12 protein-coding genes are annotated in these 12,439 nt (G+C 70.8%); 5 read left to right on the forward strand and 7 right to left on the reverse strand.

The window, feature by feature from the left end; genetic code table 11:
• Positions 1 to 21: 21 nt before the first annotated feature.
• From ACFPCV_RS22510 to rimO, 4 genes are all read right to left on the reverse strand, one after another.
• Positions 22 to 456, reverse strand: coding sequence for a helix-turn-helix domain-containing protein (locus ACFPCV_RS22510; protein WP_378058265.1), 435 nt, complete (start codon positions 454 to 456; stop codon positions 22 to 24).
• 172 nt (positions 457 to 628) lie between these two features.
• Positions 629 to 1,072, reverse strand: a complete 444-nt coding sequence (locus ACFPCV_RS22515; RefSeq protein WP_378058266.1) for a CinA family protein — start codon at positions 1,070 to 1,072, stop codon at positions 629 to 631.
• A gap of 97 nt (positions 1,073 to 1,169) precedes the next feature.
• A complete protein-coding gene (gene pgsA / locus ACFPCV_RS22520) occupies positions 1,170 to 1,784 on the reverse strand; it encodes a CDP-diacylglycerol--glycerol-3-phosphate 3-phosphatidyltransferase (RefSeq protein ID WP_378058267.1) in 615 nt (204 codons plus the stop codon).
• Complete coding sequence (rimO, locus tag ACFPCV_RS22525; protein ID WP_378058268.1) at positions 1,781 to 3,202, reverse strand: 30S ribosomal protein S12 methylthiotransferase RimO; 1,422 nt, start codon at positions 3,200 to 3,202, stop codon at positions 1,781 to 1,783. The genes pgsA and rimO overlap by 4 nt, the downstream gene beginning before the upstream one ends.
• Before the next feature lie 79 nt (positions 3,203 to 3,281).
• Between rimO and ACFPCV_RS22530 the strand changes: the two genes are divergently transcribed.
• Together ACFPCV_RS22530 and ACFPCV_RS22535 are read left to right on the forward strand one after the other, a co-directional pair.
• Complete coding sequence (locus tag ACFPCV_RS22530; RefSeq protein ID WP_378058269.1) at positions 3,282 to 3,812, forward strand: amino-acid N-acetyltransferase; 531 nt, start codon at positions 3,282 to 3,284, stop codon at positions 3,810 to 3,812.
• 357 nt (positions 3,813 to 4,169) lie between these two features.
• Entirely contained in the window at positions 4,170 to 4,658 is a 489-nt protein-coding gene (locus ACFPCV_RS22535) for a phospholipase (protein WP_378058270.1), read from the forward strand.
• A 66-nt stretch (positions 4,659 to 4,724) separates the two neighbouring features.
• Here the strand turns inward: ACFPCV_RS22535 and ACFPCV_RS22540 are convergent, their stop codons facing one another.
• The gene (locus ACFPCV_RS22540) at positions 4,725 to 5,855 is read right to left on the reverse strand and encodes a lipase family protein (protein WP_378058271.1); all 1,131 of its coding nucleotides are present in this window, start codon (positions 5,853 to 5,855) and stop codon (positions 4,725 to 4,727) included.
• A gap of 75 nt (positions 5,856 to 5,930) precedes the next feature.
• On the opposite strand from ACFPCV_RS22540, the gene ACFPCV_RS22545 reads away from it, so the two are divergent.
• Positions 5,931 to 6,848 (forward strand): carcinine hydrolase/isopenicillin-N N-acyltransferase family protein, encoded by a 918-nt coding sequence (locus ACFPCV_RS22545; protein WP_378058272.1) that lies wholly within the window; start codon positions 5,931 to 5,933, stop codon positions 6,846 to 6,848.
• 309 nt (positions 6,849 to 7,157) lie between these two features.
• Here ACFPCV_RS22545 and ACFPCV_RS22550 read toward each other — a convergent pair whose 3' ends face one another.
• Entirely contained in the window at positions 7,158 to 9,773 is a 2,616-nt protein-coding gene (locus ACFPCV_RS22550) for an FtsK/SpoIIIE family DNA translocase (protein WP_378058273.1), read from the reverse strand.
• A gap of 217 nt (positions 9,774 to 9,990) precedes the next feature.
• On the opposite strand from ACFPCV_RS22550, the gene ACFPCV_RS22555 reads away from it, so the two are divergent.
• The gene (locus ACFPCV_RS22555; protein WP_378058275.1) at positions 9,991 to 10,740 is read left to right on the forward strand and encodes a lysophospholipid acyltransferase family protein; all 750 of its coding nucleotides are present in this window, start codon (positions 9,991 to 9,993) and stop codon (positions 10,738 to 10,740) included.
• Here the strand turns inward: ACFPCV_RS22555 and ACFPCV_RS22560 are convergent, their stop codons facing one another.
• Positions 10,741 to 11,214 carry an Lrp/AsnC family transcriptional regulator gene (locus ACFPCV_RS22560; RefSeq protein ID WP_378058276.1) on the reverse strand — a complete coding sequence of 158 codons (474 nt, stop codon included), beginning with the start codon at positions 11,212 to 11,214 and terminating at the stop codon, positions 10,741 to 10,743.
• Between the two features lie 95 nt (positions 11,215 to 11,309).
• Between ACFPCV_RS22560 and ACFPCV_RS22565 the strand changes: the two genes are divergently transcribed.
• Complete coding sequence (locus ACFPCV_RS22565) at positions 11,310 to 12,305, forward strand: EamA family transporter (protein ID WP_378058277.1); 996 nt, start codon at positions 11,310 to 11,312, stop codon at positions 12,303 to 12,305.
• Positions 12,306 to 12,439 lie beyond the last annotated feature (134 nt).

A 12,439-nucleotide genomic window follows, 5' to 3' on the forward strand; every position in this document is an offset into this window, starting at 1 on the left:
CACTGAGTACCTGCGCGGAGATCACGCGGCGAAGATCGCTCCAGCCCCGTGCAACGAGGACTCCATCCGGTGGCTGAGCACCGGCTGCAGCCGCAGGTCCGCGAGGTTCTCCCCGACGACGGCGGGCACGAGCCGTCCGCCTTCCACCGAGCCGACGGACGCGCGCGGAGCCGAGTTGTCCGCCTCTGCCCGCTCCGCGGTCTCCGGCAGCTCCACCGACTCGAGCGCGCCGATGTCGGTCGCCACGTTGGCCAGCAGCACCGACAGCGGCAGGTCCAACGCCTCGCAGATCGCGGCGAGCAGCTCGCTCGACGCCTCCTTGCGGCCGCGTTCGACCTCCGACAGGTAACCCAGGCTCACCCGGGCGGCTCGGGAGACCTCACGCAGCGTGCGTCGCTGGTTGGTGCGGGCGTGCCGGAGCCGATCACCGATCGCCTCGCGCAACAGCACGGTCATCGCGCGCCTCCCTTCAAGATCAATCCGCCGGACCGGGAAGGTCCGGCATGGTGACCACGTTACCGAGACCTCGCGATCATCGGCAGCGACATCACCGTCCGTACGCCAAGGGCGAACGAGTGAACCCGCCCCGGGGTTCCCTCCATTATGACGGCAACACTTGAGCGCCGCCCTAGTCCCGCTGGTCCGCCAGCCTGCTGAGCAGGTCCAACGCGGCCACGACGGCCCCCGCACGGACCTGGTGGCGGTTGCCGTCGATCCCGATCGTGCGCACCTGCGCGACCGCCGGTCCCGACACGCCGATGTGCACCACCCCCGGCTCGATCCCGTCCTGTGGGTCCGGTCCGGCCACGCCGGTGAGCCCGACGCCCCAGGTCGCGCCACACGCGATGCGCGCGCCGTCGGCCAGCTGGGCGGCCACGTCCTGGTGCACCGCGCCCTGTTCGGCGAGCAGCTCGTCGTCCACACCGGCCAGCCCGTGCTTGAGCGAGGTGGCGTACACCACGAGCCCACCGCGGACCACGGCCGACGATCCGGGCACGCTGGTCAGCACCGCGGCGACCAGCCCACCGGTGAGGGACTCGGCGGTGGCCACCGTCTCGTGCCTCTCTTTCAACGCCGCGACCAGGCCCGCCAATTCCACCGGATCGACACCGACGTGCTCGGCGAGGGGATTTCTCGGGCTCGGGGGTCCGGGGGTCGCTCCCCGGAGGTCACTGGCCACGGGCGGCCCGCAGGCGCAGCGCACGCACCACGTAGTCGACGCCGGTCACCACGGTGAGCGCGAGCGCGATGCCCATGCCCGCCCACAGCAGCGGGTCGAGCGCGGCGGGCAGCGGCAGCAGGTACAGCCCGATGGCGATGATCTGCGCGAACGTCTTGACCTTGCCGCCGTAGCTGGCCGCGATCACGCCGTGGCGGATCACCCAGAACCGCAGCAGCGTCACCAGGAGCTCCCGGCCCGCGATCGTCAGCGTCACCCACCACGGCAGCTCGCCGAGCACGGAGAGACCGACGAGCGCGGCACCGGTGAACGCCTTGTCGGCGATGGGGTCGACGACCTTGCCGAAGTCGGTGACGAGCCCGTACTTGCGGGCCAGGTGGCCGTCGACGTAGTCGGTGAGCGAGCCGACGGCGAACACGACGAACGCCACCATCCGCCACCCGTCGGAACCGCCGCCGTCGGCGAACAGCGCCAGCAGGAACACCGGCACCAGTACGAGCCTGGTGACGGTCAGGATGTTCGCGATGTTGACCAGCGGCACCTGCGCGACGGCCGGGCCGAGCGCCTCCGACGGCGTCGTGCCGTCGGCGGGCGTGGCACTCATCGGAGCACCTCTAACGGCCGCACCACCAGGTCGACGCCTTCCGACTCGACGACCTTGCCGACCACGAAGTCACCGACCGCCACGTCCGCGTCGTCGGAGCCGGCGTCGAGCACCAGGCACTCGCCGTCGACCTCGGGCCCCTGGTGCGCGGCCCGGCCGGCGACTCCGTCCTCGTCGTTCCGTTCGACGAGCACCCGCACCTCGTCCCCGATGCGGTCCTCCGCGCGCTGCGCGGTCAGCTGTTCGACCAGGTCGGACACCCGCGCGACCCGGGCGGCGACCTCCTCGGGGGCCAGCTTGCCGCCGAGCCGCTCGGCCTCGGTGCCGTCCTCGTCGGAATAGCCGAACACGCCGACCACGTCCATCCGTGCCTCGGTGAGGAACTGCTCCAGCTCGGCCAGCTCCTCCTCGGTCTCGCCGGGGAAGCCGACGATCACGTTGCTGCGGATGCCCGCGCCGGGGGCGAGCGCGCGGATCTGGTCGATCAGCGCGAGGAACGACTCGGTGCCGCCGAAGCGGCGCATCCTGCGCAGCACGGTCGAGCTGGCGTGCTGGAAGGACATGTCGAAGTAGTCGGCGACGCCGTCCGTGCCCGCGATGGCCTGGAGCAGCGCGGGGCGGGTCTCGGCGGGCTGCAGGTAGGACACGCGCACGCGGGCGATGCCGGGCAGCGCGGCGAGGCGCGGCAGCAGCAGGGACAGCGCGTCCGGGCCGCCGTGCTCGCGGCCGAGGTCCTTGCCGTAGGACGTCGAGTTCTCGCTGACGAGGAACAGCTCACGCACGCCCTGCTCGGCGAGCCACGCGCCCTCGGCGACGATCTCGTCCGGGGTGCGGGACACGAACGCGCCGCGGAAGGAGGGGATCGCGCAGAACGAGCAGCGCCGGTCGCAGCCGGACGCGATCTTCAGCGACGCGACCGGGGCGTCGTCGAGCCGCTTGCGCAGCACGCGCGGGCCCCAGCCGTGCCCGGGCACCGACAGGTCGGCGGGTTTGCGCTCCACCGGGGTGATGGGCAGCAGCGTGCGCCGGTCCACCGGGGCGTGGGATGCGATCGCGCGGCCGGCGACCACGTCGTCGAGCCGCTCCCCCAGGTTCGGGTAGTGGTCGAAGCCGAGCACCGCGGCCGCCTCCGGCAGGCTCTCGGCCAGCTCGGTGCCGTACCGCTGCGCCATGCAGCCGACGGCGACCACCTTCGCGCCGGTCTCGGCGGCGTCGAGCAGCACGTCGACCGAGTCCTTCTTGGCCGACTCGACGAAGCCGCAGGTGTTCACCACGACCACGTCGGCGCCCTCGCTGTCGTCGGTGACCTCCCAGCCGCCCGCCGTGAGACGCCCGGCGAGTTCCTCGGAGTCGACCTCGTTGCGGGCGCACCCGAGGGTGAGCAGGGCGGCACGACGCGACGGTGGTGGTGTTGACACGTGCTTCAGGGTAACCGGCAACCGCGCCACCAGGGCCCGATGTGTCCGCGATGGGTCTCACGTGGCAGGTTGGGTGCTTGTGAGTGAAGACGCGGTGGTGGTGCGCCGGGCGCGGATCAGCGACGTGCGAGGGATCAAGTCCATCATCGACACGTACGTCGGCAAGGTGCTCCTGGCCAAGGAGCTGGTCACCCTGTACGAGGACGTGCAGGAGTTCTGGGTGGCCGAGGTGGACGGCGAGCTGGTCGGCTGCGGCGGCCTGCACGTGCTCTGGGAGGACCTCGCCGAGATCCGGTCGATCGCGGTGCTGCCGAACGTGGCACGGCTGGGCATCGGCGGGCTGCTCGTCGAGCGGCTGGTGGCGGTGGCGAGGGACCTTGGCCTGCAGCGGGTGTTCGTGCTGACCTTCGAGACGAAGTTCTTCGCGCGGTTCGGGTTCGTCGAGATCGACGGCACCCCGGTGAACGCCGAGGTGTACGAGGAGATGCGGCGCTCGGCGGACGAGGGTGTCGCCGAGTTCCTCGACCTGCCCTACGTCAAGCCGAACACCCTCGGGAACACGCGGATGCTCCTCGAACTCCAGACGAGCGATTCCGCGAAGATCATGTGAAGAGGTTCCGGCACACGGGCACGTCCTTCAGGCGTTGAGCGCCGCCAAAGCGCCGTTGACGGCATCGCGGGTACCGCACAGCAAGCCCCGCGCGGCGGGACTTCAACCCCACGCAACCCCGATGGTGGCCCGAGCCCACCCCCAAGGGGCTCCCTGCCCGAACCGGGGCCAAACAGCCCTTCGCCACCCCCCGAGACCTGCCCGCCCAGCGGGGAAACCCACACCAACCTCGCGGATCAATCACCCAGGTGTTCCCCGATCGATACCAGGATTTGAACCGATCAGGGGTTTCCCGATCATCTGGGAACAGGCGTAATTGATCAGACCCTGTTCACAGAACCGCGAGGGAGATCATCCGTGGCCACGTCAACCCTGCGCCGTGCCGCCCGGGCAGCTGTCACCACCGCCGTCGTCGCCGGCACCGTGTTCGCCGGCAGCGCCACCGCGTCCGCCGCGCTCGACCCGGCGAAACTGCGCCAGGTCACCGACAGCTACCTGTACTCCTACAGCCTCAACGGCTTCCAGAACGTGCGTGCGCAGCAGCCGTACGCGAGCCAGCTCGACTGGAGCTCCGACGGCTGCTCCAGCTCGCCGGACAACCCGTTCGGCTTCAACTTCGTGAAGGCCTGCTACCGGCACGACTTCGGGTACCGCAACTACAAGCGGCAGAGCCGGTTCAACGAGTCGACGCGGCTGACGGTCGACAACAACTTCAAGGAAGACCTGTACGAGATCTGTGCCGGCAACTGGTCGTGCAACCGGACCGCGGACGTGTACTACGCCGCCGTCCGGCAGTTCGGCGCCAGCTCGGTCTCGACCGCCCAGGCCCTGGCCAAGGCGAGCTGACCCGCCGGATGCCCTGAAAGACGCTTTCGGGACGTCGAACGTCCCGAAAGCGTCTTTCGGGGCGGTTCAGCAGTTGCCGGTCGTGGCGCGGCCCGCCAGGCGGTCGGCGACCCAGCTCGTCACGCTGGGACTCATGACCGCCGCCGTGACGAAGTGCGGGCCGGTGTTGGTGCGATGGAAGGTCACGTTGCCACCGCCGGCGCACCACGCGGACCGCAGGCTCACGCTGACCCGCACTGGCAGGATCTCGTCGCCGTTCGAGTGGTACAGCAGCACGGGCGCCCTCGGGGTGGTGGCGCCGAGCTTCTGCTCGTCCACCCTCGCCGACCACTCGGGACGGCTGAGCACGTCCTCGGTCGTGTAGTCGGCCATCGAACTGCCCGAGTACTTGGTCTGCAGCTCGTCGGTGCAGTCGTCGCGGATGTCGGTGATCGCCGCACGACCGGTGTCGTTGAGGAACGGTGTGATGTCCAGCTCCGGGTAGGTGACGTCGAGGCCGTAGCCCGCGGCCAGCACCAGGCCCGCGTTGTCGCCGCCGTCGTTGTGGTCGGCGACCACCTTCAGGTCAGCGGGCGGGGCGCCGACGGCGTACGCGGCGATGTTCAGGCCCGGCGCGTACGTCGGCGCGAGCTGCGCGGCCCACCCCGCGGCGTGCCCGCCCTGGGAGTAGCCGACGATCGCGACCTTGGTGTTCGCGGACAGGCCCGTGCCGGGCAGCCGGAGCGCGGCGCGGACGGCGTCGAGCGTGGCGTTGCCCTCGGCGCGGCCGGCCATGTAGGTGTGCTCGCCGGGAGTGCCGATGCCCTCGTAGTCGGTCACCGCGACCGCGAAGCCACGGGTGGCGTACTGGTGGATCAGCAAGCCCTCGGTCTCGTCGCCCGCCTCGAGGTGGCGGGACGGCGCGCACTGGTCGCCGAGGCCGTGGGTGCCGGGCGCGTAGCCGACGACCGGGGTGCTGGCGTTCGCTCCCTTCGGGACGATCACCGTGCCGCTGACCGTGATCGGGGCGCCGGTCGCGGACGTGGACCGGTAGGTGATCGTCCAGACGTTGGCGTAGAAGAAGCCCGGCGCACCGACGGCACGGGCGGAGAGCACGTCACCCGGCGCGGCGACCGCGGCGGGTTCGGCGACTGCTTGTGGGGCAACGGAAAGCGCGGCCGCGAGCAGGGCTCCCGCGAGGGCGCGGCGAAGAAGCATCTTTGCCTCCATTGGTATGGACCTATCCCAATGTAACCGGCCAGTAACCTGTTGTGAAGCCGTACTATCTCGTGGATGCGGCTGCTCGTGGTGCTTCTGGTCCTGGTACTGGCCGGGTGCTCGGCGGCGCCTGCGCCTCCGGCGCCCTCCGGTCCGCCGCCCGACACCACGTCGCTGCGCCAGCTGGACGACCACCCGCTGTGGACCATGCGGTACGACGGCGACTACGACCGGATGAAGAACGTCACCCAGCCGACGCCCACCACCCCGTTCGGCTGCTCGCTGTTCGCCACCAACGACGCGAACGACCCGCTGTTCGCCCGCAACTTCGACTGGGACCCCGCGCCCGCGATGCTGCTGTTCACCGACCCGGACGACGGCTACGCGTCGGCGTCCATGGTCGACCTGTCCTACCTGGGCGTCACCGACCCGGCCGAGGAAGCCGGCAAGCTGGCGGACGCCCCGCTGCTGCCGTTCGACGGCATGAACGAGAAGGGCCTCGCGATCGGACTGGCCGCGGTGGACGACGCGCAGGCGGGCACCCGGCCGGACCGCCCGACGGTCGGCAGCATCCGGATCATCCGGCTGGTGCTGGACACGGCGGCGACGGTCGAGGAGGCCAAGCGCGTGTTCGAGGAGCACAACGTCGACTTCGACGGCGGCCCGCCGCTGCACTACCTGGTGGCCGACGCGACCGGCAAGTCCGTCGCGATCGAGTTCGTCGACGGCGAGGTGGTCGCGCTGCCGACGCGGACGGCGGTCAACTTCACGCTGTCCGGCACGGACGAGGCCACCCGCCGCGCGGACAACCGCTACCGCACCGCGACCGACGGCCTCGCTCCCGGCATGGACTGGCGCGCCGCGATGGACCTGCTGAGCGAGGTGCAGCAGGGGCAAACGCAGTGGTCGGTGGTCTACGGGCTCAAGGACCGCTCAGTGCACGTGGCGACCGGCAAACGGTTCGACCAGGTGCACGAACTGAAGCTCCAGTAGATGATCGGTTCCGTGACGCTCATGTGAAGTAACTCTGGCGTGTGAACACACCATTGAGGACATGACACCCGCCCCGCGCAGCCGGGCGCCGGGCACGCACCCACAGGCCGACCCGGCGCTGTGTATGGCGCGTCGACGGCATAACCAGTGCCGTGAACGGGCCATTCAGGGCGCTCAGCGCCCTGAACGCGCCTTTCAGGGCATTGCCACGCCGTCAACGCGCCTAAGCACCAAAGCCCCGGGCGCTACGTGCCCGACCAGCAGACACCCGACACCAACGACCTCGCGAATCGATCGTCGTGTCCGGTGCTAGTCCTCGTCGAAGTCGTCGTCCGACGGGGCGGGCCCGCCGCCGCGGATCGTGTAGAGGACCGAGTCCAGCTCGTCCGGCTTCACCAGCACGTCGCGGGCCTTCGAGCCCTCCGACGGGCCGACGACGCCCCGGCTCTCGAGGAGGTCCATGAGCCGGCCGGCCTTCGCGAAGCCGACCCGCAGCTTGCGTTGCAGCATCGACGTCGACCCGAACTGCGAGGTCACGATCAGCTCGGCGGCCTGCAGGAGCACGTCGAGGTCGTCGCCGATCTCCTCGTCGATGTCCTTCTTGTCCGCCGCCTTCGCCGCCGTGACACCGTCGGTGTACTCGGGCTGCGCCTGCTCCTTCACGAACGAGACGATCGCGTTGATCTCCTCGTCGGTGATGAACGCGCCCTGGATGCGGATCGGCTTCGACGCGCCCATCGGCAGGTAGAGCCCGTCACCCATGCCGATCAGCTTCTCCGCGCCCGGCTGGTCGAGGATGACCCGCGAGTCGGTGAGCGACGACGTGGCGAACGCGAGCCGCGACGGCACGTTGGTCTTGATCAGGCCGGTGACCACGTCGACCGACGGGCGCTGGGTCGCCAGCACCAGGTGGATGCCCGCGGCACGTGCCTTCTGCGTGATGCGGACGATCGCGTCCTCGACATCGCGCGGCGCGGTCATCATCAGGTCGGCCAGCTCGTCGACGATCGCGAGGATGTACGGGTAGGGCCGGTACTCGCGTTCCGACCCCGGCGGCGCGGTGATCTCGCCGGAGCGCACCTTCTTGTTGAAGTCATCGACGTGCCGGACCCGGTTGGCCTGCATGTCCTGGTAGCGCTGCTCCATCTCCTCGACCAGCCACGTCAGCGCGGCCGCGGCCTTCTTCGGCTGCGTGATGATCGGGGTGATCAGGTGCGGGATGCCCTCGTAGGGCGTCAGCTCCACCATCTTCGGGTCGATCAGGATCATCCTGACCTCGTCCGGGGTGGCCCGCGCCAGCAGTGACACCAGCATCGAGTTGACGAAGCTGGACTTGCCGGAGCCGGTGGAGCCCGCGCACAGCAGGTGCGGCATCTTGGCGAGGTTCGCGGTGACCATGTGGCCCTCGATGTCCTTGCCGAGGCCGATCACCATCGGGTGGGTGTCCTTGACGGCGGTGGCCGAGCGCAGCACGTCGCCGAGGAGGACCATCTCGCGGTCGGAGTTGGGCACCTCGATGCCGACCGCGGACTTGCCGGGGATCGGCGCGAGGAGCCGCACGTTGTCGGTGGCCACCGCGTACGCGATGTTCTTGGTCAGCGCGGTGATCTTCTCGACCTTCACGGCGGGACCGAGCTCGATCTCGTAGCGCGTGACGGTCGGGCCCCTGGTGAAGCCGGTGACCTGCGCGTCGATGGAGAACTGGTCGAGCACCCCGGTGATCGCCTCGATCATGGCGTCGTTGGCGCGGCTGCGGGTCTTGGGCGCGTCGCCTGCCTCGAGGATGTTCGGGTCGGGCAGCGTGTAGTCGCCGTCGACGACCCTCGGGGTGAGCGCGAGCTGGCCCTGGCCGCCCGAGTCCTTGGCCTGCGGGATCTCGGCGACCTCGGCGGGCTTCTTGCGCTTGCGCGGCGGCGTGGCGACGGCGGGGGAGGCGGGCGAGGGCTCCGGCGGGGGCGGGATCGCCTCGCCGACGCCGGTCTCGGCGAGTGGCTCGGCGTCGCCCTCGGACATCGCGGCCTGACGGCGGCGCGACGGGCGGCGCAGCCGGACGGGCTCCGGTTCGGCCGCCTGCTCCTCCTCCTGGCCGGGCAGGTCGAGGCCGTCGTCCTCGTAGCCTTCGCGGTCCTCCGGGTCCATGCCCAGCTCACGCAGCCGGTTCGGGATGTCGCGGAAGCGGGTGCCGGTGAACACCAGCACGCCGAAGCCGAGCACGAGCGCCAGTAGCGGCAGCGCGACCCACGCGGTGACGCCCTTGGCGAGCAGCCCGCCGGAGGTGTACCCGAGCGCACCGCCCGCGTACATGCGGCCGAGGTTGTCGGCAGGCTGGTCGGCGAAGATGTGCAGCACGCCGAGGATCGCGAGTACGAACAGCAGCGAGCCGATGACCAGGCGGGGCCGTTTCTCCGGCTGCGGGTCGGACCGCATGAGCGTGATGCCGACGACGAGCAGCGTCAGCGGCAGCGCCATGGCGGCGGCGCCGACCACGGACCGCGCGCCGACCTCCAGGTAGTGGCCGACCGGGCCCGCGGCGCGCCACCAGATGCCCGCGCCCGCGATGACGCCGACGGCGAGGAGCCCGAACGCGAGGCCGTCCCTGCGGTGCGCCGGGTCGAGCTCCTTGGTGCGGCCGACGGTGCGTGCGATGCCGCCGACGCCCTTGGCCAGCAGGTTCCAGCCGCCGCGCAGGCCACGGCCGAGCGCGTGGGTGACCGAACCCTTGCTCGCCGGTTTGCGTGCCGGTGGGCGGCGGCCCGCGGGCCGGGTGGCCGGTTTGGCCGAGGACCTGGTGGCGGGTTTGGCCGAGGACTTGGCTGGTGGCCGCGACGACCGGGCCGCCGTGCCCTTCGAGCGGGCAGCGCTTCCGGAGCCGCCACTGGAGGCGCGGCCCTTCGGGCTTCTGGAAGCTGATGTCCGGTTCGCCACAACCCCCCAAGGTAGTCGCATCAGCCACAGGAGTCACTCTCGGCACACGGACACCGTCATCGTGAGATCCGCTGCCCGACCCCGGCGGAGGCCGTGCGATGCTCCGCTCATGGTCGCGCTGTCACGCCGTTCTTCCGAGTCGACACGCCGGTGGCCCCGCCGCGGGCCGTTCGCACGACGACCGGGGCCGCAGCGGGTCTCGCCGCTCTGGCGGGCGATGACGTGGTTGGACGTGCGGCTCGTCCGGCTGGTCGGGAAGATCGAGATCACCGGCTCGCTGCCCGCGGAACTGCGCCACCGGCCCATGCTGATCGCGGCGAACCACATCGGCATGTTCGACCCGTTCGTGCTCACTGCCGCGCTGCGGCTGGCCGGGGTGAACCCCAGGTTCATGCTCACCGGCGGGCTGCTGGACGCGCCGGTGGTCGGGTGGGGGCTCCGTCAGGGCGGCAGCCTGCGGGTGGACCGGGGCAAGGCGAACGTCATCGAGGCGTTCGACCGGGCCACGACCGCTCTGCGCGAGAACCCCGGCCCCGTGCTGGTCTACCCGGAGGGCCGGGTGAGCCGGGACCCGGGGCTGTGGCCGGAGCGCGGGAAGAGCGGCGTGGCGCGGATGGCGCTGACCGGTGACGTGCCGGTGCTGACGATCAGCCAGTGGGGCGCGCACGAGGCCGTGTACTGGGGCACCGAGGTCGTGACCGGCTGGCGGGACCTCGTGCCGGGGCTGACGTCGTTGCTGCGCGCGATCCGCGACCGGCCGACGTTCAAGGTCCACTTCGGGCCGGTCGTGGACCTGTCCGACCTGTCGGCCGCGAAGCCGGGCGACGCGATCCGCGCCCACAAGCGGATCATGCAGACCATCTCGGACAACCTCGTGCCGCTGCGCGCCGACGAGCTGGACGAGCCGAGGTTCCACGACCCGACCCGGCCGACGGACAGCAAGAGCCCATGGAAACCCACGTCGTAGCTACAGCTTCAGCGCGCGGGTCGGGATGGCCGAGCCCGTGCGGATGGGGTCGAGCACGAACAGCGTCGAGTACCGGCGGACGTTGGGCGCGCCGGTGAGCAGCCGCGCGGCCACCTCGTTGTGGTGGGCCATGCCCGAGGTGGCCAGGACCACCACGTAGTCCCACTCGCCGTACACCGAGTAGAGCTGTTGCACCTCGGGCGCGGCGAGCAGCCTGCGCTGGAACGCGTCGTGCAGGCGGACCGACTCGCGTTCCACCGCGACCAGGCACACGGCGAACACCAGGTCGTGGCTGACCTTCGGGTCCAGCACGGCGGCGGTGCGGGCCAGCAGCCCGCTCGCGCGGTAGCGCTCCATCCGCCGCTGCACCGCGCTCGGCGACAGCCCGACGACCTCCCCGAGCTCGCGGAGGGTGCGGTTCGCGTCGGTCTGCAGCTCGTCCAGCAGGAGGTGATCGATCTCGTCCAGCTTCACGCAAAAATATTGCGTGATCGCGGGAAAGAATTCAATTGCGGTCCGCGCCCCCTGACATACCGTGCAGGCAGTGCCAGGGAAGGGAAAGAGCCACGATGACGAGTACCGCCGCGACCGGGTCGACCGGGTCGGTCACCGGTGAACCGAACACGATGGTTACGCGCGGCACGGTGCTCATCGTGCTGGCGTCGTTCTGCTTCGGCACGTCCGGTCCGCTGGTGAAGCCGACGATGGACGCCGGGTTGTCGCCACAGCAGGTGGCGAGCTTCCGCATCGGGCTCGCCGCGGTGCTGCTGCTGGTGTTCGTGGCGGCCACCCGGCCGCGGCTGCTGCGCGTGCGCCGCTCGGACCTGCCGCTGCTCGTCGGTTACGGCCTGGTCGGGGTCGCGGCGGTGCAGTTGCTGTACTTCGCCGCGGTGTCCCGCATCCCGATCGGTGTCGCGATGCTGCTGGAGTTCACCTCGCCGGTGCTGGTGGCGCTGTGGGTGCGGTTCGTGCGGCGGGTCGTCCTGCCCGCCCGCATGTGGGTCGGCACCGCGCTGGCGATGCTGGGCCTGGCGATGGTCGCGCAGGTGTGGCAGGGGCTGCGGCTCGACGCGCTCGGCATGCTGTTCGGCGTGGCGGCGGCGCTGTGCGCGGCCGCCTACTTCCTCATCGGCGAGCGCGGGGTCCACACGCTGCCCGCGCTGGGCCTCGTCACGTGGGGCATGGTCATCGGCGCGGTGGCGATCGCCGTGATCGCGCCGCCGTGGGGCCTGCCCGGCGAGATCATGGCGAGTGGCGCGGAGTTCGGCGGGCTGATCGTGCCGGTGTGGACACTGCTGGTCACGTGCGCGGTGGTCAGCACCGCCATGGCGTACCTCCTGTCGATCAGCGCCATGCGGTACCTGCCCGCGAACGTCGTCAGCGTGATCGCGGTGTGCGAGCCGATCGTGGCGACCACACTCGCGTGGCTGGCGCTGGGCCAGGTGCTCACCGTCGCGCAGGTGATCGGCGCGGCGGTGCTGCTCGCCGGGGCGACCGTCGTGCAGCTCGCGTCCCGCCGGCCCAAGGTCGTACCGACAGGGGACCTGGTTCACCCTCAGGTCTGATGACGTGGCACCCGTCACAGCGAGACGCTTCTGGCGATACAACAGCCAAACGAGCGGGTGGAGCGGGTGAGCGACATGAGGCCGACGAGGCGAGAACAACGACAGGCGCGGCGGGCACTGCTGCGGCAGGTCTT

Origin of the sequence: Actinophytocola glycyrrhizae (assembly GCF_042653545.1) — a bacterium.
Lineage (GTDB): Bacteria > Actinomycetota > Actinomycetes > Mycobacteriales > Pseudonocardiaceae > Actinophytocola > Actinophytocola glycyrrhizae.